This is a genomic window from Deinococcus aquatilis DSM 23025 (assembly GCF_000378445.1).
Lineage (GTDB): Bacteria > Deinococcota > Deinococci > Deinococcales > Deinococcaceae > Deinococcus > Deinococcus aquatilis.
Map to the genome: position 1 here is coordinate 26315 of NZ_KB899732.1, position 21417 is coordinate 47731.

The 21417-nt window shown below is 59.5% G+C and carries 20 protein-coding genes and 1 pseudogene; 18 read left to right on the forward strand and 3 right to left on the reverse strand.

Going from position 1 to position 21417, the window contains the following annotated elements:
- The first annotated feature begins 318 nt into the window (after positions 1-318).
- The 11 genes from F561_RS25875 (at position 319) to F561_RS0117795 (ending at position 11846) form a co-directional block, all read left to right on the forward strand.
- A complete protein-coding gene (locus tag F561_RS25875; RefSeq protein ID WP_019011308.1) occupies positions 319-960 on the forward strand; it encodes an HD-GYP domain-containing protein in 642 nt (213 codons plus the stop codon).
- Between the two features lie 288 nt (positions 961-1248).
- The gene (locus tag F561_RS0117755) at positions 1249-1770 is read left to right on the forward strand and encodes a DinB family protein (protein WP_019011309.1); all 522 of its coding nucleotides are present in this window, start codon (positions 1249-1251) and stop codon (positions 1768-1770) included.
- A 275-nt stretch (positions 1771-2045) separates the two neighbouring features.
- A complete protein-coding gene (locus F561_RS30360; RefSeq protein WP_281166602.1) occupies positions 2046-2171 on the forward strand; it encodes a hypothetical protein in 126 nt (41 codons plus the stop codon).
- Between the two features lie 538 nt (positions 2172-2709).
- Positions 2710-4011, forward strand: coding sequence for a hypothetical protein (locus F561_RS0117760; protein WP_019011310.1), 1302 nt, complete (start codon positions 2710-2712; stop codon positions 4009-4011).
- 318 nt (positions 4012-4329) lie between these two features.
- Positions 4330-5505 carry a glycosyltransferase gene (locus F561_RS0117765; protein ID WP_019011311.1) on the forward strand — a complete coding sequence of 392 codons (1176 nt, stop codon included), beginning with the start codon at positions 4330-4332 and terminating at the stop codon, positions 5503-5505.
- A 61-nt stretch (positions 5506-5566) separates the two neighbouring features.
- Positions 5567-6589 carry a DUF4352 domain-containing protein gene (locus F561_RS0117770; protein WP_019011312.1) on the forward strand — a complete coding sequence of 341 codons (1023 nt, stop codon included), beginning with the start codon at positions 5567-5569 and terminating at the stop codon, positions 6587-6589.
- Complete coding sequence (locus F561_RS0117775; RefSeq protein ID WP_019011313.1) at positions 6579-7259, forward strand: aspartate/glutamate racemase family protein; 681 nt, start codon at positions 6579-6581, stop codon at positions 7257-7259. Before F561_RS0117770 ends, F561_RS0117775 begins: the two co-directional genes overlap by 11 nt.
- A gap of 107 nt (positions 7260-7366) precedes the next feature.
- A complete protein-coding gene (locus F561_RS0117780; RefSeq protein ID WP_019011314.1) occupies positions 7367-8104 on the forward strand; it encodes an SDR family oxidoreductase in 738 nt (245 codons plus the stop codon).
- Between the two features lie 480 nt (positions 8105-8584).
- On the forward strand, positions 8585-9304 hold the full coding sequence (locus F561_RS0117785) for a carboxypeptidase-like regulatory domain-containing protein (protein ID WP_019011315.1): 720 nt from the start codon (positions 8585-8587) through the stop codon (positions 9302-9304).
- Positions 9304-11610, forward strand: a complete 2307-nt coding sequence (locus F561_RS0117790) for a tetratricopeptide repeat protein (protein ID WP_019011316.1) — start codon at positions 9304-9306, stop codon at positions 11608-11610. Before F561_RS0117785 ends, F561_RS0117790 begins: the two co-directional genes overlap by 1 nt.
- An 8-nt stretch (positions 11611-11618) precedes the next feature.
- Positions 11619-11846 (forward strand): hypothetical protein, encoded by a 228-nt coding sequence (locus tag F561_RS0117795; RefSeq protein ID WP_019011317.1) that lies wholly within the window; start codon positions 11619-11621, stop codon positions 11844-11846.
- A 237-nt stretch (positions 11847-12083) separates the two neighbouring features.
- On the opposite strand, the pseudogene F561_RS27985 reads toward F561_RS0117795, so the two are convergent.
- Together F561_RS27985 and F561_RS0117805 are read right to left on the reverse strand one after the other, a co-directional pair.
- A pseudogene (locus tag F561_RS27985) lies at positions 12084-12275 on the reverse strand (methylated-DNA--[protein]-cysteine S-methyltransferase); the annotation flags it as partial.
- Positions 12276-12508: 233 nt separating this feature from the next.
- Positions 12509-13828 carry a replication initiator protein A gene (locus F561_RS0117805; protein WP_019011319.1) on the reverse strand — a complete coding sequence of 440 codons (1320 nt, stop codon included), beginning with the start codon at positions 13826-13828 and terminating at the stop codon, positions 12509-12511.
- Positions 13829-14694: 866 nt separating this feature from the next.
- Here F561_RS0117805 and F561_RS25885 point away from each other — a divergent pair.
- Entirely contained in the window at positions 14695-15924 is a 1230-nt protein-coding gene (locus tag F561_RS25885) for a semialdehyde dehydrogenase (RefSeq protein WP_211214833.1), read from the forward strand.
- A complete protein-coding gene (locus tag F561_RS0117820; RefSeq protein ID WP_019011322.1) occupies positions 15921-17228 on the forward strand; it encodes an NAD(P)/FAD-dependent oxidoreductase in 1308 nt (435 codons plus the stop codon). The genes F561_RS25885 and F561_RS0117820 overlap by 4 nt, the downstream gene beginning before the upstream one ends.
- 122 nt (positions 17229-17350) lie before the next feature.
- On the opposite strand, the gene F561_RS0117825 is transcribed toward F561_RS0117820, so the two are convergent.
- A complete protein-coding gene (locus tag F561_RS0117825; RefSeq protein ID WP_040381120.1) occupies positions 17351-17827 on the reverse strand; it encodes a MarR family winged helix-turn-helix transcriptional regulator in 477 nt (158 codons plus the stop codon).
- A 75-nt stretch (positions 17828-17902) separates the two neighbouring features.
- Here F561_RS0117825 and F561_RS27990 point away from each other — a divergent pair, with 75 nt between their 5' ends.
- The 5 genes from F561_RS27990 to F561_RS0117850 form a co-directional block, all read left to right on the forward strand.
- Complete coding sequence (locus tag F561_RS27990) at positions 17903-18280, forward strand: cupin domain-containing protein (protein ID WP_083922527.1); 378 nt, start codon at positions 17903-17905, stop codon at positions 18278-18280.
- A 657-nt stretch (positions 18281-18937) separates the two neighbouring features.
- Positions 18938-19348 carry a hypothetical protein gene (locus F561_RS0117835; RefSeq protein ID WP_157451982.1) on the forward strand — a complete coding sequence of 137 codons (411 nt, stop codon included), beginning with the start codon at positions 18938-18940 and terminating at the stop codon, positions 19346-19348.
- Positions 19349-19700: 352 nt separating this feature from the next.
- A complete protein-coding gene (locus F561_RS0117840) occupies positions 19701-20144 on the forward strand; it encodes an NUDIX hydrolase (protein WP_019011326.1) in 444 nt (147 codons plus the stop codon).
- The gene (gene yqeK, locus F561_RS25895) at positions 20144-20779 is read left to right on the forward strand and encodes a bis(5'-nucleosyl)-tetraphosphatase (symmetrical) YqeK (protein WP_019011327.1); all 636 of its coding nucleotides are present in this window, start codon (positions 20144-20146) and stop codon (positions 20777-20779) included. The genes F561_RS0117840 and yqeK overlap by 1 nt, the downstream gene beginning before the upstream one ends.
- Positions 20780-21145: 366 nt before the next feature.
- The coding region (locus F561_RS0117850; protein WP_019011328.1) for a transposase at positions 21146-21417 on the forward strand (272 nt) is incomplete at its 3' end.

Genomic DNA, 21417 nt, shown 5'->3' on the forward strand with positions numbered 1-21417 from the left:
ATCCCCTTTCTTCTGCTCTGAGCAAGCCCTGTCTTCCCAAGATCACAGAAAACAATTCCTCCAAAAGGCAGAACAGATGGTGGACTGAGCTCCTCGGATCGACCCTGCGCCGCTGAAAATGGCAACTCCAAGAACGGAGTACAGGCACAGTACGCAGGGAAAGCTCTTTTCGCAGCTTCTCCGGTAGGATTCGGGAGTTTGCCTCCATCACGTCTCTTCTAGCCTCAGACTGCCGACATCAACCACTGTAGGACAAATAATGGTGAGCCAGTGCCCCAATGTCACGTCTTAATCACAGCTCAATGAATAGGTTCAGCCATGGCTTCAGCTGTCATTCCCTATTTCCCTTCAGCGTCTCACGGTACGCAGCAAGAAAAAGGGTATTTACCTGGCCTGAATTGGACGGAGGCTGCTGCTCAAATCATGATGCAGATGCAGCAGGTCGATCTTCAGTTGTGGGGACATTCTGGGCGCGTGGCACGATATGCTTTTTTGTTGGCTCAGGCCTATGGACTGGATGAAGACGCTCAACTGTCGGCCGCCTTAAGCGGACTCCTCCATGATGTCGGTAAACTCGCTCTCCCTGTTGAACTACTGTGTCTTCCGAAACGGCTGTCAACTGCAGAGCGCACACAGGTGGAGTCTCACGTCGCACTAGGCGTCTTACAGCTCCAGCAGCTTCAAGTACCGCCGGACATCATTTTGGCGGTGGCCCATCATCATGAGCGCTGGGACGGTTCAGGCTACCCTTCCGGCCTACGTGGAATATCCACTTCGCTGTGTGGTCGAATTCTGGGAGTCGTTGATGTTTTTGACGCTCTCTCAACGGCCCGCCCTTACAAGCAGGCGTGGCAGCCTCAGGCAGTGACCGACACCCTCAACGCGATGGCGAAGAACCAGAAGTTGGATTCAATCTTGGTAGAGATTTTCCTTTCCCAAGTGAGGTCAAGAATGCTATGAGCTTGCCTTGGGGTCAAATTGATTCTGCACATATTTCGTCAAGTGACCCCTACTTGGCTCTCGAACTCGTGCGTCACCAAGTCAGCAAGTCTCGACTGGTTTCGGTCGGCGACGTCAGGGGCTTCAAGGATCGCTCACCGGGTTGCAGCCTCGCCGACTTGACCTACCAGGCTCGGGGACTGAGCGCTTTCTGATGCGTCTCCAGATGGGCAGCTTGAACCATTCACCTGAATCTCGATGGTGTGCACCAAAACTCTGCTTTCAATCACCACACTATAAGGAAGGCCAATGTCTCAAATCGATTTTTTACTGGAGTCTTTTCACCGCAATGCTCGCGTGAATGAAGTTCTCTTCGAAGCCCTGGCACCGGGAGACTTTGTTCTCAGTGATGGTCTCGGCGGCTGGACTGTCGAGCGTCACCTGCGGCACATGGCAAGGTTCCGGTCGGGCTGGCTGTGGAACATTGCCCGCGAATACGCACACCCACTGTTTGACCACACCCAGCAAGATGCCGAAGGCGACTCCCAGTGGCGCTGGCAGGACAGTCCACCAGGTGAGCTGACAGACGCTCTCGTGGCGGGCGATAGAGCCGCCGTTCAGGCGGTGCAAGCTCATCTGGCTTCTGGGGAGCCCTTCGTCAATTCCTCTCGTGAAGCCGCCTACCTCTCCAGCCCTGCCCACTTTCTGCAGCACACCATCGTGCATGACAGCCATCACCGGGGACAGGTGATGGCTCTGCTGCGTCAGGGCGGGCGCACCAAAGGACAGATGGATGAGTTGGATGAACACTGGGCCATCTGGCGCGAGTAGCATTGAGAGGAATCCCGCTGGTTGACTCGCACCGTTGTATCCATGAAGGGCCAACAGGGAAAGCTTTGTCTATGGAAGGTCCGATTCGTCAGAAGCATCTCAGTAAGCCAACGGTATCGGGAATGCGGAAGAGCCGCAACAGCGGGGCAGCTCCAGCTGACGTCGGCTCCACTTGAGGAGATCTTCCGAACAGACCTGCCACTGTGTCACACCAGGGTCACACCTGAGATGACACATTACCGTTCGAAAACCAGAAAGGTTTTCAGGAGGTTATTATGAAATTAGCTCTTCGTCTGGCTTTTGCTTCGGTTCTCTTGGGCCTCTCCACAGCTGCGCTGGCCAAGCCGGTCAATATTTGCAGTCCCAGCAATGCTGGTTGCATCGGCATTATTGCTGACTGAAGTAACTTCTGACAAAAAGAAGTCGCCCTCCAACATCCGCCTTTAATGCTCTGAAATAATTCAGGTCTCGATAGCTTGGTGTTCTCCAGGCTTCACGTGGAGTTGCAGAATTGTATTCGCAGAATTTTAGGCTGTTATGACTGCCCCCTTCCGCACCTAAAGGAAGGGGGCAGTCATACAGGATGTTGAGTGATCTTTAATCACTTTTGGGGACGGTTCGGACTTCCGCTCTGCCCAGTTCCAAATCTACCCAGTCAAATTCGTTGAGAAAAATCCTCGGAGGGGATTAGGAAGAGCCTGTCAGCGTCATAGGCTTGCAAGGCTCAACCCACCTTCTGGGCCAACTCAATTTTGATTGCCCCAAAGGCGGTCCATTTTGTTTTTCCTTATGCGTTGGTGCATGGATCATCATCTCTTGGCTGCTTTGGGCGCCCAGTATCCAGTCTGATAATTGCTTCACTCTTGAAGTCGCCTGGGGCACAAAGCGGTTCGACTGATCTGCCACCCTACAACCCGTTCATTTCTCCTGAGGTAAAGCATGCACCGGACATCTTTAGCCCTCCTGCTCCTCTTTGCTCCTTCCACTGCTGCCGCAACTGACCTGCGTATCTATCCAGCTTTTACGGAAGTGCAGCAGCCTGCCAGCCAAACCATCACCATTCCCTCTGCCCAGTGGCGCTGGATTCAGCCCAATAGCTTTTCGGTCAGCGGCCAGACTCCGGCAGTCATTTCTTGGCAACCTACGGAACTCGACTGGCTACGCACTCAAGAAGGCAAAAGGGTAACGTGGGTTCAGGCCGGTCAGCCCGCCGTCCAGGCTGTCCTGGAGCGGGCCGACGATCTGCTGCTCCAGTTGAGCACGGGCGAATATGTCAACGCCCAGCGCAGTGATTTGGCTTTTAGCGAGAAACCCCCAGTTCAAGGTAGCGTGACTCTGCGGTTGAGCAGCGTGAATCCAGCGAACAACTCCACCTTGCTGTACCGCACACAGGCACTGTTCTGGACACCGCGGTATGAACTGAACCTGAATGGTGCGGCAGCAAATCTGGCGGCGCTGGCACACATCACCAACATAAGTGATCAAGTGTTTACCGCAGGGAGGGTGGATCTCTTTGGCGGGAGCGTGCAGCAGCAGTACCAGCCGTCCCCTGAGCTGATGATGCCAATCCCCGCCAGCAACGTGCCACCAGAGAATGGAAATGTGGGGGGCGGAACGGTCATGGTGGCTCCTACTGCTGGCGCGCCCAATCAAATTCGTAGTTTGGGCGAGGTTCAGGGACTGCAACGCTACGCGCTGCCTGGCGGCCTCACTGTGGGCCGGGGCGAAAGCCGTACACTGCCGTTTTTAACGCCGCAGGTCAGAGATTTCATCCGCTACGCCAATGTCGAGTCGTACTTTGACGCCCAGAACCGCTCCGGACAGGCCAGCCGCCAGTACAAGTTCACGTCTTCACAGTCCCTCCCCACGGGGCTGGTCGACGTGCGTGAAAGCGGCTTACTGGTGGGCAGCGTCCTGCTCCCAGCCGTCCAGGCAGGCAAGTCAGTTGATCTGAATTTGGGAGCTGATTCCGAACTTCGGTACGAGAAAACCGTCAAGCGCACCGCATTGGAGAAAGATGCCAAAGGCCAGGTGGTGAGCAGCACTTATCAGGTGACATACAACTTTGTCAGTACAAAAACGACGGCCACGCGGGTCAATGTTCGCGAGCAACTGGATGGACGTAACGTCTCAGTGGATGGACAGGCTCCACAGAACGGGCAGGTCGTCCTGAACCGCCAGGTAAGCGTGCCTGCGGGGCGCAAAGCCAGCCTGGCCTTCAAACTCGAAATCGTCAACTGAGTGCTGACGGGAGCAAGCGCACCATCTTGAAACGTGCCGCTCCCTAGAAGCACTTCTTTCCCTCTGCTCTGATGACGAAATACTGACAAGTGGAAATTTGATTGAGCGAGGGGAAGTTGCGTGAACAACGGTTGCCCTTGTCGTTCCCTGAACGTTTCTATCCCGCTGTCAGGTCATGGGCAGCGCGCTTGTCCACACAGAGGGTCACAGCACCGTCACACCGCACACAGGAGACTGGCCGAGCTCGTGAACTCCGACGGGAACGTTCGGCCGGGTCGGTCGTCACCCAAGGCAAGGTCGCCAGCGCAGGAGTCCACTGTGAAGATCTTGTTTCCCATTCAGCCCGCGTATGGCCATTACCATCCGCTCGCGCCGCTTGCCCGGCAACTTCAATTCCTTGGTCACGACGTCAAGTTTGCGACCTCCGCCGCCTTCGCTTCCGTCGTCGCCCGCAACGGATTTGATGTGCTCGAACTCGGCTCCAATTGGTTGGAATCCGAAGCTGGCGCCGCGTTTCCCGAAATGAACACAATGTCACTTGTAGAGATTCAGCAGTACATCTTCGATCATGTATTTGCCTCGGTCACCTCAGGCGTCATGGCGCGTGACATCGTTCACCACGCACAAGTGTGGAAGCCCGACTTGATTGTCCGTGAGCCGTACGAGTTCGGCGGATACGTCGCCGCGCAACACCTCGGCATTCCGCATGTCACTGCCGGGATTGGTGTGTTCTTTTCTCCAGACTACCTGAGTACACGCATTCAACGGCCGCTCGACGAGCTCCGCAGATCGTTCGGACTGCCCGAGGATCCCGGGTTGACGCAGCTCCTCGGGCAGGGGTACCTGCACTTCCTCCCCCCCAGCATCGCCCCAGTTCCAGCGCTTGACCAGGTCTTCGCCGCCCGTCCACCAGTCTTTGACAGTACCGAACCCGCCGGGGTGGACGCGCGGCCAGACTGGTGGCACCAGATGCCGCACGACCGCACCGTGCTCGTGACTCTGGGAACAGTCTTCCACCGTGCAGACGGTTTACTCCAGCGGCTGGTGCAAGCACTTGCGGGAGAGCCGTACAACGTCGTCGCGACCTGTGGCCGCAATGTTGATCCGGCTTCGTTCGGATCGCTGCCCGCCCATATCCGCGTCGAGCCGTATGTTCCGTTACCGGCCGTGCTGTCTTCGTGTGATGTCCTCGTCAGCCACGCGGGATACAACACGGTCATCTCTGGACTGACCTTCGGCGTGCCCCAGGTTCTCGTGCCTCTCACGGCAGATCAGCCCATGAATGCCGCGGCTCTGAATGCTGCTGGCGTGGGCATCACCCTCGACCACCTCCACCTCAGCGCAGATGGCGTGAGGGCGGCCGTACGGCAAGCCCTAGAGGACACGGCAATGCGCAGGCGCGCCTGGAAGATTTGTCGCGAGATTGAACAGATGCCTGGCCAGGACGCGGCCGCTGAGTGGGTGCAGCACATCAGCAGATTCGTTCCGACCTGACTTGATCAGGCCGGGTACCCTGCGCCGTTCCTAAGAAGCGGTGTCCAACAGAGGAGTTCACATGAAGCATTTATCCGTTCTCGGCTTGCTCACGCTTGCCGGTCTACTCAACGTGACGGGCAACGCTACGAGCGCCAATCCCACAGCAACGCCCACGGTTCAGGGCACCACGCAACTGAGTGGACAGAATGCCAGCGTCGGTCAGACGTTCACGATTGGCAAGACGTCCCCGCTGAACTTCACCTTGACCTCCGCTGAGTACAGCGTGGGCCGACTTGAAATCGGGAGCAATGTCTGGTTGCCAAAAGCAAATGAAAAGCTCTTGATCCTGCGGTTTACCATCCAGAACCCACAGGCGCGGGAGGTCGGGTATTACTGGGGGGACGTGAAGTTCACGGCAGTGGACGCGCAGGATCGGAATTACGAGGGCGCTTCAGCTATCGCGCGCTCAGGCACCACCGAGGCACTCCGAGTGACCTTGAAGCCCGCACAGAAGGTCGACGTCACGACGGTACTCGTGGTTCCGGCGGCCGGTTCCATCCCCAAACTCATCGTTCAGCGGAGCACCGACTCGGGCGTCCTTCGGTACGCTCTGAACGGCTCAGTCAAAGGCCTCACGGCCCCCTTCGCGGATCCTACCGACCTGAGCGGCGCGACAGCGCTCGAGACGGTTCCCGTGACACCCGGAACCTTCGTTCCCCTGGGGGAATACGACGTCCGGCTGGACACCCTGGAGACAACGGGCGACCTGATCCAGAACAAGAGCCCCAAAGCGGGATACACATTTTTCACCGCCGTTTTTACGCTCAAGAACCCGCTCAAGCGTCCCATCAACTACTACTGGGGAAACTTCGACGCCACACTGAGAGACACGGACGGCGACACCGTGGCCTACAACAAAGTGATGCTCAAAGCCACAAAAGACGAAAGCGCCACGGGGACGCTGCGTCCAGGAGAGAATGCCCGTATCCGGTTTTACTTTGAGATTGCCGACGGCGTGCAAGCCGACCAGATCATGTTGAACGACCGCAGGGCCCGAACTTACGCGTTCAGCGCACGCCCGGAGAACCCAAGTGTCCGGTGAACAGTGGGGGCCGTCCGGAAACGTGAGCGAGCGGCGGGACGTCGCGCTGCTGCATACCTCCCCCGTTCACGAGCCGACGTTCACCGCGCTGTTCACGGAACTTGCGCCGCACCTGACCCTGAAGCACGCCACCCAACCGCAGCTGCTCGATCTGGCTGTCGAGCAAGCCAACCATCCAAATGTTGTCGCCCTGAAGGTCCAGGACGCAGTCACGAGATTGGCCCGGGGCGCTTCAGTGGTGTTGTGCACATGTTCGACGATTGGCGCGTACGCGGAGAGCACGCCGGGCGCACGGGTCGTGCGGGTCGACCGGGCGATGGCGCGGCACGCAGTCGAGCGCGCCAGCCGGATCCACGTCGTTGCAGCGTTACCCGAGACCCTCCCCGCCACGATGTCGCTGCTGCATGACGAGGGCGCCCGTGCTGGAAAGGACGTCCAGATCACCTCCTCCGTGGTACTGAGGGCTTGGGCGGCCTTCCTGGAGGGTCACTCGGACGCCTACCTCGACACGATTGCCCGGCATGTAGACCAGGTCAATGACCAAGTGGAGGTGGTGGTGCTCGCGCAGGCCAGCATGGCCGGAGCCGCCGCACGGGCCAGTTCCCCCGTGCCGATCCTTAGCAGTCCACGCCTCGCCGTACAAAGCGTCCTTCAACTCTTCTCCCGGTAACGGATCCGCGCGTGACGGCCACCGTCACCGGTCTGTCCCCCACGTCCTGTTCCTATCAGGCCACCCCGGCTCCGGCTTTTCCGCCGTTGCTGCACTCTGGAGACCCCATGACGAACCCCTCTCAACCTCAAGTTGCCCTCGTGACGGGCGCCAACAAAGGTATCGGTTTCGAAATCGCGCGCGGACTCGCTCAGCAAGGGCATCAGGTGCTGCTCGGCGCACGCGACGTCGCTCGCGGTACGGACGCCGTCCGTCTTTTACAACGCGAAGGGCTTGATGTCTCGTTGCAAGTCCTTGACGTGACCAAGGTGGACAGCATCCGTGAAGCGGCACGCCGCGTCCACGAGGACTTCAATCGTCTGGACATCCTGGTCAATAACGCGGGCATGACCGATCCACGGGACGGCCTCGTCAGCGACGTCCCGGATGACGTGATCCGGCGCGTGATGGAGACCAATTTCTACGGTGCCCTCAACCTCACCAGGGCCTTGCTGCCACTGCTGCGCCGAGCGGCGCAGGGGCGGATCGTCAATGTCTCCAGTCCGCTGGCATCCCTGACCCACAACAGCGACCCGGAGTGGGAACTCGCTTCATTCAAGATGCTCGCCTACAGCACGTCAAAGACAGCCCTCAACGTCTTTACAGTTCAGCTGGCACATGAACTCCGCGGCACGGCCCTCAAGGTGAATGCGGTCGCGCCCGGATACACCCGGACAGACATGACCGGGCACGCTGGGGATCTCACGCCTGCAGACAGCGCAGTCATGCCGATCAAGCTCGCCACCATTGGCAACGACGGCCCCAACGGCGGTTTTTTCAATGATGAAGGCCAAGTTCCATGGTGATGTCCCTGCCTTGGATCTCCCCTGAATTGGTCATGCCGCCTGTGCCTGAGGCCATGGCGGGATTGGAATCCGGTTCGTACAAACCCTTCTCAGCGCCGTATGGGCGGCTGCGAATTGCCCAAACAGTGAGGCTGCCTTCACCTTGACCCTCTGCCGTATGTGGGCGGTCTATTAAATTGAGCTTTTCTCTGTAGAAAGAACACCCGGCTCGCTGGGCGGAGTCGGACGTTTGCTGGCCCAAATGCTAAGAACTGAAATGAGGCAGCCGAGAATTCTCAGCCCAGTGAAATTTCAGATTCACACCGTTTTCAACTGAACGGTCTGATCCGTCCGCTCCTCAGTGGGCTTGATCCATCTGCAGTGGTTGAGGCCGGAGTTGTCACACGGGGGTCACAGCCTGGTGCGTAACGTTGCTGTCGGTAAGACGCGCTGCCACCTCTGCCCTTTCTCGCCGGCCAGACCGTGACCACAGGAGCCACCATGACCCCCACCTTGTTCCGTTTCCTCGTCCTTCTCACCGCCCTCTCCTCCGCAGTGGTCAGAGCCGCCAGCGTGACCGGGCAGATCGTAGATACGGCGGGCCAGCCGGTCAAACATGCCACAGTCATTGCCGACAACACGCTGTTTTACAACACCAACGTGATCGGGTACACCGACTCGAACGGCAGATACAAATTGGACATCAGTCGCCCAGTGGGAACCTGGAATGTCACGGCGACGGTGCAGATCAAGTACGGCGACTACACCGTCGACATCGAGATGATTCCCACCAATCCGGCCTTACTGGCCGGCACACAAGGCGGCGTTCGCAATTTTACCTTCAAGCCCCAGCCCGCCACTCCTGCGCAGCCTTACGGCAGCCTGGGGTGGGTGATCGTCAATTCAGCCGTCGGCGTCTATGACATTGACGAAACCAAGATTGAACTGACCCTGACTCCAGTGGGCAAACTCGCCGATGGCAGCGCAGGCCGCGTGATCAAGGGTCGGCCGCTCAAGGCCGCAGAAGGAGCCCTGCTGGCCAATGTCATGTGGGGCACTTACCGCGTGACCGCCAGCTATGAAGGCCGGCCCCTCCAGATCAGCCGTCGCCCACGTCCCGGCGAAGACGAGGATTATGTGTGGGGCAGCAGTTACACCGGCCCCTTCGTGAAAGGCTTTTACCTCCTTAAGCCTGCGTTGTTTCTGGAGGTCAAGCACTGATGGGCCTGCAAGCGAAGCTGGGAGTGCCGGGCCTGCCTGCCCGAGCCTTGACCCAGGCGCTGATTTGGAGTCTGCTGACCTCTCCGGCCCACGCCAGTTCTACTGTTCGCGGCCTGATGGATTTGCAAAAGCCGCTGTCCACCGAGCAACTGCCCTGTCCGGTCTTCCCCAAGCGGCCCGCGACGGGGAACGTGCCCTCAACCAGCAATCCACAACTCCAGCAGCAACTGGCCCTGCTCGAAAAGCAGCTGGCCCAATTGCCGCCGCAGTCTGAGGGCTACAAGCAAATGAAGGCGGCGTTGGACGCCATCAAGCAGGGCGTCAAGCAGGAGCAAGCGGCACAGCCTACCTTTAAACTGCTGAAATACCAGAAAATGAGCGTGGTGCAGGCCCTGGCCAACCTGTACGTCTCACTTGCAGACCACCTCTCCCCGGAAGCCTGGAAAGCGTGGGTGAACAATGCCGAATTGGCCGACCGCACCAAGGCAGACAAGACGGCGGTGGTGGCCGTGAGCAAAGGGCAGCCGCTGCTGGCGGTGGCCGCGTATCTCAAGGTGCTCGAACAGATCCCCAAAGACGCGAACGCGCTGTTCAACTTGGGTTCACTGGCCGCCTCACTGGGCGCGCCCAATGAAGCGCTGGCCCTGCTGGACGCCTCACAGCTGCAGGGCGGGCCGCGCAACACCTTTTACTCGCCCACTGCACAACTGCTCACGGCCAAGGGCTACGCCTTGATGCTGGTCGACCGCAACAAGGAGGCTGAGCAAGTGTTGACCCAGGCGGTCAAGCTGGCCCCCAAGCTGGTTGAAGCGCAGCGCAATCTGGCGGCAGCGCTGGGCAATCAAGGCAAGTGTGGGGCGGCGAAAACAGCGGTGGCGCGCTCGAAAAGCCGTCATACTGTGCCGCAGAAATCGGCTCCTCCCACCACCTCTCCTCCTCCGTCTCCTGCCACGCTGCCCATCCCACTTCCTTCCGGCCCTCAGGGCAGCGACACCGAGTACAACTTACGCGATGTGCTGGATTTTTCTCGTGGCAAGGTCGGAAAATGGCCGTATTGGGCGACCATCTTCAATCCCTATGACGAGGCTCAATTGGATCGTCGGCAGGCGGAATACGCCACGATGCAGGCCAGTCTTGACATCAAAAATGAAGCGCAGCAATTGCCCAAGGTTCGTCAGGGCGTCAGCGACCTGCTGCTGAGCGTGCGGAACGACGCCCTGAGTGGGCCGCGAATCCGCTTACTGAATACCGGACAATACCAACTGTTCAGAGAGGCCCGGTTCAAGGCGCTCTACGCCCAACTGGGAAAAGATCTGGCCACCTATCAGAAAAATGAGCAGGACGCCATGCGGCACCTCAAAGACGTGGAGTTTGCCAATGCCCAGGTGCAGTATGACCAGGCCTACCGGGCCTGCGACGCCGATAGCGATGGCCGGTACTGCCGTGACAAAGCGGAGTATGACAAGAACCTCAGGAAGTGTTCCAGTCTGGTGACCTGGAACAATACCTGGCGCGGCGGCTCATCCTTTTTGGCGCAGAGCGTTCGGCCACTCGTTGAGGAGACCGACCGCTTTTACACCACCGTCATCTCTTACGCTTCTGAACCCCGGCTGTTGGCTGAGCTGCGTTTGAACCACCGAATCATTCGCAAGGCTTTTATTGGTACCGTGCCCGGATACTTCGTCAATCACCTTTCAGATCTGGATCGCCTCAACGAGCCCTGCCTGTATATTGCCCGCACCGCGCCGCCCAAACCGGTGCCGGACGACCAGATGGGCTCTTTTACCGAACTGACCGCCAACGGTTGCGCGCCCGTGGCCACTGCGACCGTGAAGGTCATGCTGGTGCAGTTCGGCATGAACTGCGAGAAAGTCTCGGTAGAAGTTGCCAAGGAGATTCCGTGGCTGGACATCGGCGCGTTTATCAGCGTGGAGCGCAAGGCGTCGGCAGGTTCGCAAACTCCGCCAACGGCTCGCGACCGGTTCATCAAAGCATTGGGCGCAGGTAACGTACGTCCGGAAAAGCTTCCAGATTTCGACAAACCCAAAGGCCAGATCAGCATCTTCACCGTCACAGCGGGCGTATCCACCAGTACGTCGGTGGCCGGCAACGGTGTGGGGGCCAAAGACGGCGTGTACCTGACGGTGGACAGCACCGGCAAAATTGTGGACTACGGCGTGAAAGGCGAAACGTCGACAACTGTAGGGGCCGAGATGGATCTGGGGATCGGAGAAGTCGGGGTCGGTCTGGAATTTGAGGGCATAGGCGGCGCCATCAGCCTCCTGCCCAGTGCGCCAGGAACTTGAGGAGCGGCGTGAATTTTGAAAGCGCATGGATACTGCTGTGGGTGCTGATCGTGGCAGGCTGCTTTATCTGGCAGGCCTTTCGGCGCCGCATGCCCGGACATCAGGAGAAGCGCTCTGACCGCTTGAGCGTTTGGGACTGGCTGACCCTGCTGTTGGCTGGTTTTGGGAGTGAGCCTGGCCTGAGTTCCAGCGAGACGGAGCGGGCAGCCAAACAACGAAAATCACAGCGCCGCTGACTCTCAGGCCGTGGGAGTGAAGAACACAGCCCCCTGCGTCTTGAGAGTTGAAGACTCTATTACTCACCGCGAAGAAATGGCGTAGTTTTTGAACGTCATCCACAGTGGTTGCCAGATGACTGGAGGAATCACGGCGACCGTCATCCGCAGTGAAGACCTCTCCACGTCAGGAGAGGCGCTTCAATGGCAGAGGTGGCCTTGCTGCAAACAGACGGTCAGGGTGTCCAGCGCCCTCGATCACAGCTGACGTTCGTAAGCGATCAATCTGGTTTTTTGCTCGGTTCCCCAGCGGTAACCGCCGTTGCCGCCCTTGCTGGGGACGACGCGGTGACAGGTGATGGGCAGGGCCAAGCGGTTGGCGGCACAGGCGGGGGCCACAGCGTGAACGGCAGTCGGCTGCCTGATGGCGGTGGACGGGGCACTCCAAGATTCGCTGCGCCCTCACCAGCTCTGCAGGGAGAGGGGTCAGGCCCGCGTGTGCAAACTTGTCAGGAATGTACTCGCAGCCGATGGCGGCCTTGTATTCCGGAACGTCTTTCCGCCCAGTGGTTCACCCTGGCTTAGCCGAGTCGGCTCCACAGCTTGACCGCCTGCCCTCTGGGGCCCCAGAGATTCATACGCCCCATTCGTGACGGTGCACAGAATCAACATCTGACACAGAGTCAGGACAGGGCCAAGAGTGCTTTCAGGTGGGCCACCGTTTCGGTTCGTTCGTCTTGAGGACGGCCGAGAATGCGGCCATGCATGTCTTGGAGCACTCCCAAGGGCAACTGCGCCAGGTCTTCTCGCCGCACCCCTTCTGAACGCAGCAAAAACGCCAAGGTTCGGGCCAGATCACCAGCAGACACGGGCAGATCTTCAGGAGCAGGGTCCTGAATCCTCACCTTCGCTTGAGGGGCGCCGGTAACACCAGCACCCTTGATCTGTGGTGGAGCGTCTGGCCAGGCGTATTTGCCGTTGCCGTAAGAGCGCACCACATCCAGAACAAAACCCACATGGTTTTGCGGTTTGTACCCCCGTGCCAGGATGGCCCTCGCCTGCGCGGCGCCGTCCTGTACAGACTGCGGGTAATCTGCTGCAGCCTTCTTCGCGGCCACCAATGGGACGTTCAGAGCAACCAGCAAGGCCACCAGTTCAGTGTCTGGCTCGGGCGCCGCTTGACCGAACACGTAGCTGAGCAGCTGCTTTTTGCCGCGCCCAGTCACTTTCACCTCACTGAGGTACTCTGCCTTGATCAAATTCTCGTGAATCGGCTCTAGGGTTCGGCGAATCTTGTCCGGTTTGTCGCTGGCAATGCCGCAGCGCTGCGCCAGATCCATCAAAGTGATTTGCAACGTCGCTGCGCGGTCTTGATGTTGAACCGGATCATGCCGCAATGCGTCAAGTACCCGGTACGCGGCCCGGGCCGGTTGACCCAGCTGGCGCAGGAGGGCTGTGCTGACCGGCTTAAAGTAGCCGTTTCTGATGTTGCGAGTCAATTCGCGGGGGAGTGTGACGGAGATCAGTTTAGCCCCCTCCATGTCCCGCCGCGACCGGGTAAAGACCAATTTTTCGATCAAACGAAAGCCTACAGTGACCCAATCGTCCTCTTCATGACTGCGCCAAGCGCCACTGATCCAGTATTGGGTGGCGCTGAGGCGCTCCAGGCTCTCACGCATCATGCGGCGGTTGGCTCCGGTGTCGTCCAGGCCACACATCTGCAACAGGCGGTACATGGTGAAAGCGATCAGCCCATGTTCCGGACACCCCTGCTCAATGTACAACTCTTGAAGAGCCAGGTACGAATCGTTGTCGATCCCGTGAGGCACGCCGTATTTCTGTGCGCCGTTGCATTCAATTTCACTGGGGATGCCCGCCCGGTTGAAACTCACCTTCCAGGAGGCGTAGTCGGCAGCGATCTTGCGTTGGATGGAGATCAGCCCGAGATGACCGACGTTCAAATCTTCTCTCAGGACCAATTCCTGCTCGGCTTGCTTTGTCACGGCTCCTCCCAGAGCGTTCAGTGTAACGACAAAGGGACACGATCACCACGCCGTTATGAATGGGGGAAGTCTGGACACCGCATCCCGTTATGGATGGGGGAAAGCTGCGGAAAACCGCGTGTTTAAGGGGAATCCTCTGTTTGAAGTTGAGATGCCGTTATGAATGGGGGAAACAGAGGGAAAGATGCCGTTCCCAATGGGGGGTTTGAGCCGTTGATGCCGTTATGAATGGGTGATCTACCCCCGTTCTGAATGGGGCATCCATACCGTTCTGAATGGGGGGAACTGGCTCAAACCCCCCGTTATGAATGGGGGGAAATGAGCTGAAAATACCGTTCTGAATGGGGGGAAATACCGTTCTGAATGGGGGGAAATGCTTGAAAAACCCCGTGTATGACGCCTCAACCCTGTAGCCTGATGATGTTTTTCGTATCAATCTTTAAAAGAGAAACCCATAAAAGAAAACAACAATCAGAAGAGCTTCGCTGGAGATCTGAGCGTTCACGTTGCCAACCGAAGGAACCCTGCGTTGCATGACATTGGCTGTCATGTAACCAGCATGAACTCAATGTGCAAGCGAGAAGAGCAGCTGTGCTTTGCCACATCTTCGTCCGCGGGCTTTAACCGATGAACTGAAGGCCTCGTCAGCCACAAGACGGAGCGGTTTCGGAGCGCTGCGCAATTGAAACTAAGCTGTCCCTCACTGCTGTCCTGCTTCTGTGTGGAACGAGATGGAGAGATAAAAATTAATCGAGATCCACAAAGTAAAGAGTTGTATATCACTCTACGTTTCATTTGGCAGAGGCCGGGCAGTCTTCAGAACAGTTGGGCCTTCAGGTGTACCTCAGTAAAGCTTGATGCCGCTGATGAGCGAGGAATCACTCACAGCCGAACACATACCTGCTCTGACCGGAAGTTCTTACGCTGCGCGAACCCGCATGTCACAGCTCAGTCACGCGCAGAGCATCACCTTACGAATGTGGCACGGCAGCGCCCGCCGCCTTCAAGGAGATGCCATGAGAACGAAGTTTGCCTTTCTGTTGCACCCCCGTGACACCCTACGCGACGATCTGCGCCAATTGCTCCACCCCGCCTTTGGGCTCATCCCCGACCGTGTTTTGCAAGGTGCCCTCCAGCACCTTCCCCTCCCACCTCTGATCACCGGCGGGATTCGCTACGACGACGCGCCTGACCAGCAGGCTGGGTGGCTCATTACCGTGCCGCTCAGTGCCTCCCAACTGCTGCGCCTTCCACGCGCGCACGTTCACGGCAAGATTAACCAGGCTGTCGACCGGGCCCGTGACCTCGGCGCGAGTGTCGTCGGGCTCGGTGCACTCACTGCCCCTGCCACCCTCGGCGGCCAAGTTTTGCAGGAACGCCGCGACATCGGCGTCACCAATGGCAACGCCTTTACCGCTGCCATGACGCACCTCGCCGTTGAACGCCTCCTGCCCAGCCTGCCTGCCCATCCCACCATCGCTCTTGTTGGCGCGACTGGCAGCGTCGGCAGTTGTCTCACCCATCTCCTCGCCGCTCGCACGGACGCGGCCCTGATGCTCATCGCACGGCATCAGGGCCGCCTGGACGCTCTGGCGGCCGATGTAAGCCGCCCAGGCCTGCGGGTGACCACCAGCACCCGCATGGACGACGTACGCGCCGCAGACCTCGTCGTGCTCCTCACCAGCGCCGCAGAAGCGCTGCTGCGCGACGAGCACCTCCGGCCCGGCGCGATTGTCCTCGACGACACGCAACCCCGCAATACAGACGCGTCCCTGCTGAGAACCCGGCCGGACGTCACCATCATTGACGGCGGCCTCGTTCAGGTGCCCGGCATGCAGCTGCGCGGCACCATTGGCCTCGCCTCCAAGGTCGCGTACGCCTGCCTTGCCGAGACCATGCTGCTCACCTTGGACGGGCATGAAGGGCATTTCTCCATCGGGGCGCCCGGCGCACACAAGGCGGCGCACATGCTCGACCTCGCTGCCCGGTACGCCCACCTCGGCTTTCATCTCGCGCCGTTCCGTTCCTTCGGGCGCCTGCTGCCCGACGGGGCCCTGGGCAGTGCGCCGCGGCCGCGCCTCCTGGAGCGTGCATGAAGCGTCTCGTCATCGTTGGCGGCGGGTACTTCGGAGTAGACGCCTACCGGGCGGTGTTACGGGAGGCGGGCCGTGAGGTGCGGAGCGGCGAGATTCAGATGACCGTAGTCAGTATGGGCGAGCATCACGCCTTTCACGGCTGGACAGGCGAGGTGCTTGGCGGGATTGTTGCCCCTGCACATATGTTGACCTCCCTTGTGGGCCTGCTGCCGCGCGCATCGTTCGTGCATGGGCGGGTAGTAAGCGCTGACCTCGTGGCCCGGAAGGTCACGGTGCACCTGCCCGATGACACCGAATGCGTCCTTCCGTTTGACCGTCTCCTGCTCGGGACAGGCTCACGTGACGCGCTGGAATGTCTTGCGGGCGTCCGAGAGCACGGCTGGTGTCTTAAAACGCCAGGTGACCTGCACGCCTTCCGCGCGAAACTGCACGCGGAGCTGCGCGCAGACCAGCTGGGGAGGCCCGCTCTGCGCGTTGCAGTGATCGGTGGGGGTTTCGCCGGGGTGGAAATGGCCGCCGCGATCGCCGAGTTAGGGAGGGCGCGGGGAGGCCGCGAGGTTCAGGTTCACTTGATCGGCAGCGGAGAGCGGCTGCTGAACGAGTTGAGGCCCCGCTACGCCCGCCTCGCGGAGTACGCGGAACGGGAACTCCGGGCGCTCGGGGTCGAGCTGCACCTTGGGCCGCGGGCTACGGCGGTCACGGCGGACGGGGTGCGCCTCGCGTCGGGGGCGGTCGTGGCCTCGGATCTGACGCTGTTTACGGCGGGCGTGGCGTTCGACGTGTTGCCGGGCACCCTGGACTTGCCGCGCGATGAACAGGGCCGGCTCGTCACAGACGAGTTTTTGCGGGTGAGTGGCCGTGATGATGTGTTCGCGGGTGGGGACGCGGCGGTCGTGGCGCGCCCGTCGGGTGGGGTCTGCCCAACGAACGCGCTGTGGGCGATGAAGCACGGAATGTGGGCCGGGGCCAACGCGGCGCGGTCTATCCAAGGGCGACCATTGCGCCGCTTTTCATACGGCGGGCTGGGCCAGGCGGCGAGCGTTGGGGTGGGGCGGGGAGTGACGGAACTGAAGGGCGTGCAGTTCACGGGTCTGCCAGGGTGGGTGTTGCGGCTGGGGTTTTTTGCGTGGTACATGCCGTCGCGGAGGCAGAGCGTGCGGGTGCTGCGCGACTGGTGGCAGCTGGCAGCACGCGGCCGGCGACTTGACGGCGAAGGCACGCTGAACAACTCGGGGGTCAAGCCGAGAAGCGCACCGGCGCTCTTGCGAGGAGAGCGGCGGGGGCCGGGACGCGTTGAACAGTAGGGTGTGGGCAGACGCTGTGGGCTGAGCTGCCGGGCACACGGGTCCTTTGCTAGACGGGGAGTTTAGGGGTGTCCAGCTTGAGATTCAGGCGCTGCCATCTGGCCGGGGACTGGATGCAGGAATCAGCGGGAAGGAGAGGCGTCGCCCAAAAGGCGGTGGAGCGCCTCGTTGAGCTGCTCCCACAGAGGCTGTCCCAGTTCGGCTTGATACTCGTCTTCAATCGCACGTTTGGCTTCCTGTGCGTCCAGCAGATACCGCCATCCTGCTGCCGTGAACTGCACGCGGGTAGCCCGTCCGTCCATGGGGTCAGGTTGGCGCTCAACGTAACCGTGGGCTTCTAGCTCGGTCACCAGTTGTCCTGCCGCCTGTTTGGTCATTCCAGCGCGCTCAGCTAGGGTCACAATGCGGGTGCCCTCCGTATCGAGATGGGGCAGCAGATTGGTGTGGGCGAGGCTTAAGACGGTGTGCCCCTGGGCATGAAGTTTTTCGAGAGCAAGAACGTTGTAAGCGCGGGCGGCGCGGTGCAGGAGGCGGCCAATGTGCTGCTGGCGGGCTTGCTCTAGGGTCGTGGTATTGGGCACTTCTCGCAAACTAGTCATCCCCCTTGTCTAAATGGACAGGTTACCTTACTATAGTGTTGGTTGTGCCCCAGCAGGCATGACCAGGAGGCTCAGATGATTACTATTCGCGCTGGAGACACACAGGCCATGGCAACCCCGAACGGTAACTACGGTACCAGCCTCGCGACTCCCCGGCTCGGTGCCACTGAGGTAACGGTGGTCCGTCAACGTCAAGCCCCTGGCGGCTTCAATCCTATCCACGTTCAAAACCGAGAAGAAGTCATGGTGATGCTTTTGGGCCAGGTTACGGTCACCAGCGGCGATCAGCGCATTGAACTGTCCCCCAGCGACACGTTGATTGTGCCTGCCCACACCCCGCACCGCGTCGACAATACTGGGGATACCGACGCCGAGTGGATGATTATCTCTCCCGCTGGGATGCAATTGTTCCGTGAAACGGGCGAAGAAGCCAGCCCGCTGTGGATCAGGTGATTCCCGGCCTGAGTGGGTTGAAACGAGCAGTATGACCCCCTGTCTCCCTTCCTCATACTGGTTCTAAAAGGCGCACTCAGGTAGGCCTTATGGGTGAATGGTCGTCGCCGGTGCGGCCTCGATCATTATCTGCTTCAGTGGTGGATGTGGTGTGCCACCTCAGCAAGTGAGGCTTTGAAGCGAGTGAAACCCCGAGCATGCCTCCAAAGCAGCAAACGACTCCCCCTTGGCTCAGAGGGGAGTTGCGTGGCCCTCAGGATGCCCGTGAGACGCAGGGCGTATTGCTGGGCTTGCGGGCTGAGTGGTGGATTCGGGCGCGTTCAGGGGCGGCCTTGGTGTCGCTGCAACGGTGGACTGCACAGCAGGGAGCTCTGGTTCGAGCCGCACTCGAGCGTTCTGCTGCAAAAGCCCTTCCATTTGTTCGGGCCCTGCTGAGCGTTGACCTCCAATCTGGCGTGGCTTCATCCTATGTCAGGAGGGTTTTTCCCTTTGTCAGCGGCATATTATGAGCTCTAAGCACCTGATCAAGCCGTTCACCATTTGCGGGACTTAGGCAGGTGGCAGAGCAGTAAATACCATGATTCATCTGGAGAGGTTCATCCTCAGGTTATCTGCGATCCCTTGACCCCCTCTCATGGCCGCGCCATGCTGAAGGGGATGACGGCCGTGCCCCAGCCTCCACAAGCCCGGCTGCGGAATCAGCAGGCCTTTGAGACGTGTATGGCGACGACGTTGCAGGTGTTAGCCGCCGTGGAATTTGCGCCAGCGCTACATCACACGCAGCCGACCCGTGAAACCCTGTTAGCCTTTAGCGTTGAAATCGATCGGCATGCGGGAGACATTACGGCGCTGGGAGGGGAACGATTCTTAGATTTGCCGGCGCTGGGGCAAGGCTGGTACAAGCGATTGGTGGTTGGACGGGATGAACCTCTTCTGGCGGCCTACCATGCGCTGCACTCTGCGGCGTATCTGGGCTTGGATGGGGGAACAACCACTGCAATATTGCTCTCGGCAGTGAGTTACGCCCTGCGGGTGCTGGCGCAACGGGAAGGCTACCTCTGCCATTGAGTTGCACCGCCTCTCCCCTACTCGCGTTCTTGCAACGGGCGTAGGGGTACTCCGTTGACTTTTCAGAAGGAAATTCCCGACACGAGGTTTTCGTCGGTTGAGAAGATTGCTGCTCTCGCGCGCTGAACATTGTTTTGCTGGAGTGTGAACGAACTCCCATCGTGCCTGTCAGCCGTCCTTTTGGGCGTGAAGAACGTCAGGCAGACCAGCAGGACGCTGTACTCAGTGGCTTGCTTGCAGGAGTCAAGGGAGTATCAAGAGTGAGTGAGCTGGCGAACGCGCTCTGCTCTCGGCAGCTTGAGTAAGATACTCACGTGAGCTTGAAGATCAGCTGGATTGGTCAACAGACCGCATGACCCTGCGTCAATGCGCAGCCGTCCTCCTCCAAAATAGCGACGGACAGATCTTGATGGTCAAACAGAATTATGGCCAACGATTTTGGAGCCTTCCCGGCGGCGTCGTCGATCCCGGCGAAACCCCACTTCAGGCCGCCATCCGAGAAGCACACGAAGAAGCCGGGATCAGCATTGCGCTGCAGGAGGTGCTGGGGCTCTACCTCCTGCAGGGGGGTGGTTGGCCAGACATTCAGGCCTATGTGTTTCGAGCACACATCCTGGACGATGAGCCACGAATTATGAATCCGCAGGAGATCGCGGAGTTGCGGTGGATGGATCTTCAGGCCCTTCCCGACTGGGTGCCGAGGGATGTCTCTGCTGCCTTTGAAGACCTTCAGATGCAAAAACAGGGCGTGATCCGCACCGTTCAGCGCATCATTCCTCTGGAAAGGATGGTGTGATGAATCTTCCACATGAGATCCAGAGTCTCCTCTCGGCTTTCTCCAAAGCACAGGACCTCGCAGGGGACGTTGATCACCTGCTGGCCGCCTTTGGCCGCGAGATCACGAGGGAGCATGTTCCGCGAGTCACTCGTTTGGCAGAGAAACTTGCACTCCAGTTTGGCGTGGACGTGCAGGCCGCCCGCACCGCCGCGCTGCTCCACGATATCGGGGGGGTGTTTCGATACGACCAGATGGTGCCGCTCTGTGAAGCGCTGGGGCTGCCTGTTGAGCCGGAGGAACGGCGCGTGCCCATGCTGCTTCATGCCAAGCTGAGTGTCGTATTGGCACGGGAATGGCAGGGCATCACGTCTCCAGAGGTCCTGCAGGCGATTCGTTATCACACGACGCTGCATGGTCAGTCCACTGCTTTGGATCAAGTGGTGTTCCTGGCAGATAAGCTGGAATGGGATCAGGGTGGACAACCGCCGTATTTTGCAGCGTTGTCAGCGGCCCTGAACGAGAGCTTGGAGACAGGAACACGGTGGATGTTGTCTTGGATGGCGCTGCCGGAAGCCAAGCTGCTGATCCCGCATCCAGACCTGCGGGAGGCCTGGCGAAGTTATGGGATTGCGCCTGCTCACGGCATGCAGTAAAACGTTGGCTCCGTTCAGTGGCCTGATTACTGGAGTCACGGACTGTCACCAAAATCGGGATAAGCATCCAGCGAGAAGAGGGCAGATGCTCAGAAAGGGTTGTGTTGCCGAACGTTGCAGGTGTTCAACGTCAGACGGTGGTGTTGCCTTAATTCGGGGTTGGATATGGGGAGGGCAGGGGTGGCCTGAATTTCAGGCCATCCCTGCCGCGACGGCTGACCACGTCTGGAACGCTTGTTTCTGATTTTTTCTTCTGGTCGAGGCGGAAACGCTGGTGCGGGAATGATGGTGAAGGTTCGTGATGCGGGTGATGTGAGTAGAGTTTGATGGAGGCTCAGTTCAGTGTGATTCACACTGGAGGACACCATGTCCGTACCCAAGCAGAAATTCACCGCTGAGTTCAAACACGAAGCCGTCCGGCTGGTTCGCACGACCGGAAAGAGTTGCGCCCAGATTGCCCGCGATCTTGGCGTTCCCCCTCACTATGTCGTGCGATGGAAGCACCAGCAGGACAACCAGACGGCCGCCGGCCGCCCTGCCTTCACTGGGCGGGGGATCCCCGCCCTTTCACCACAGGAGGCTCGTCTGAAAGAACTGGAGCGGGAACTGGACATTGCGCGACAGGAAAGGGATATCTT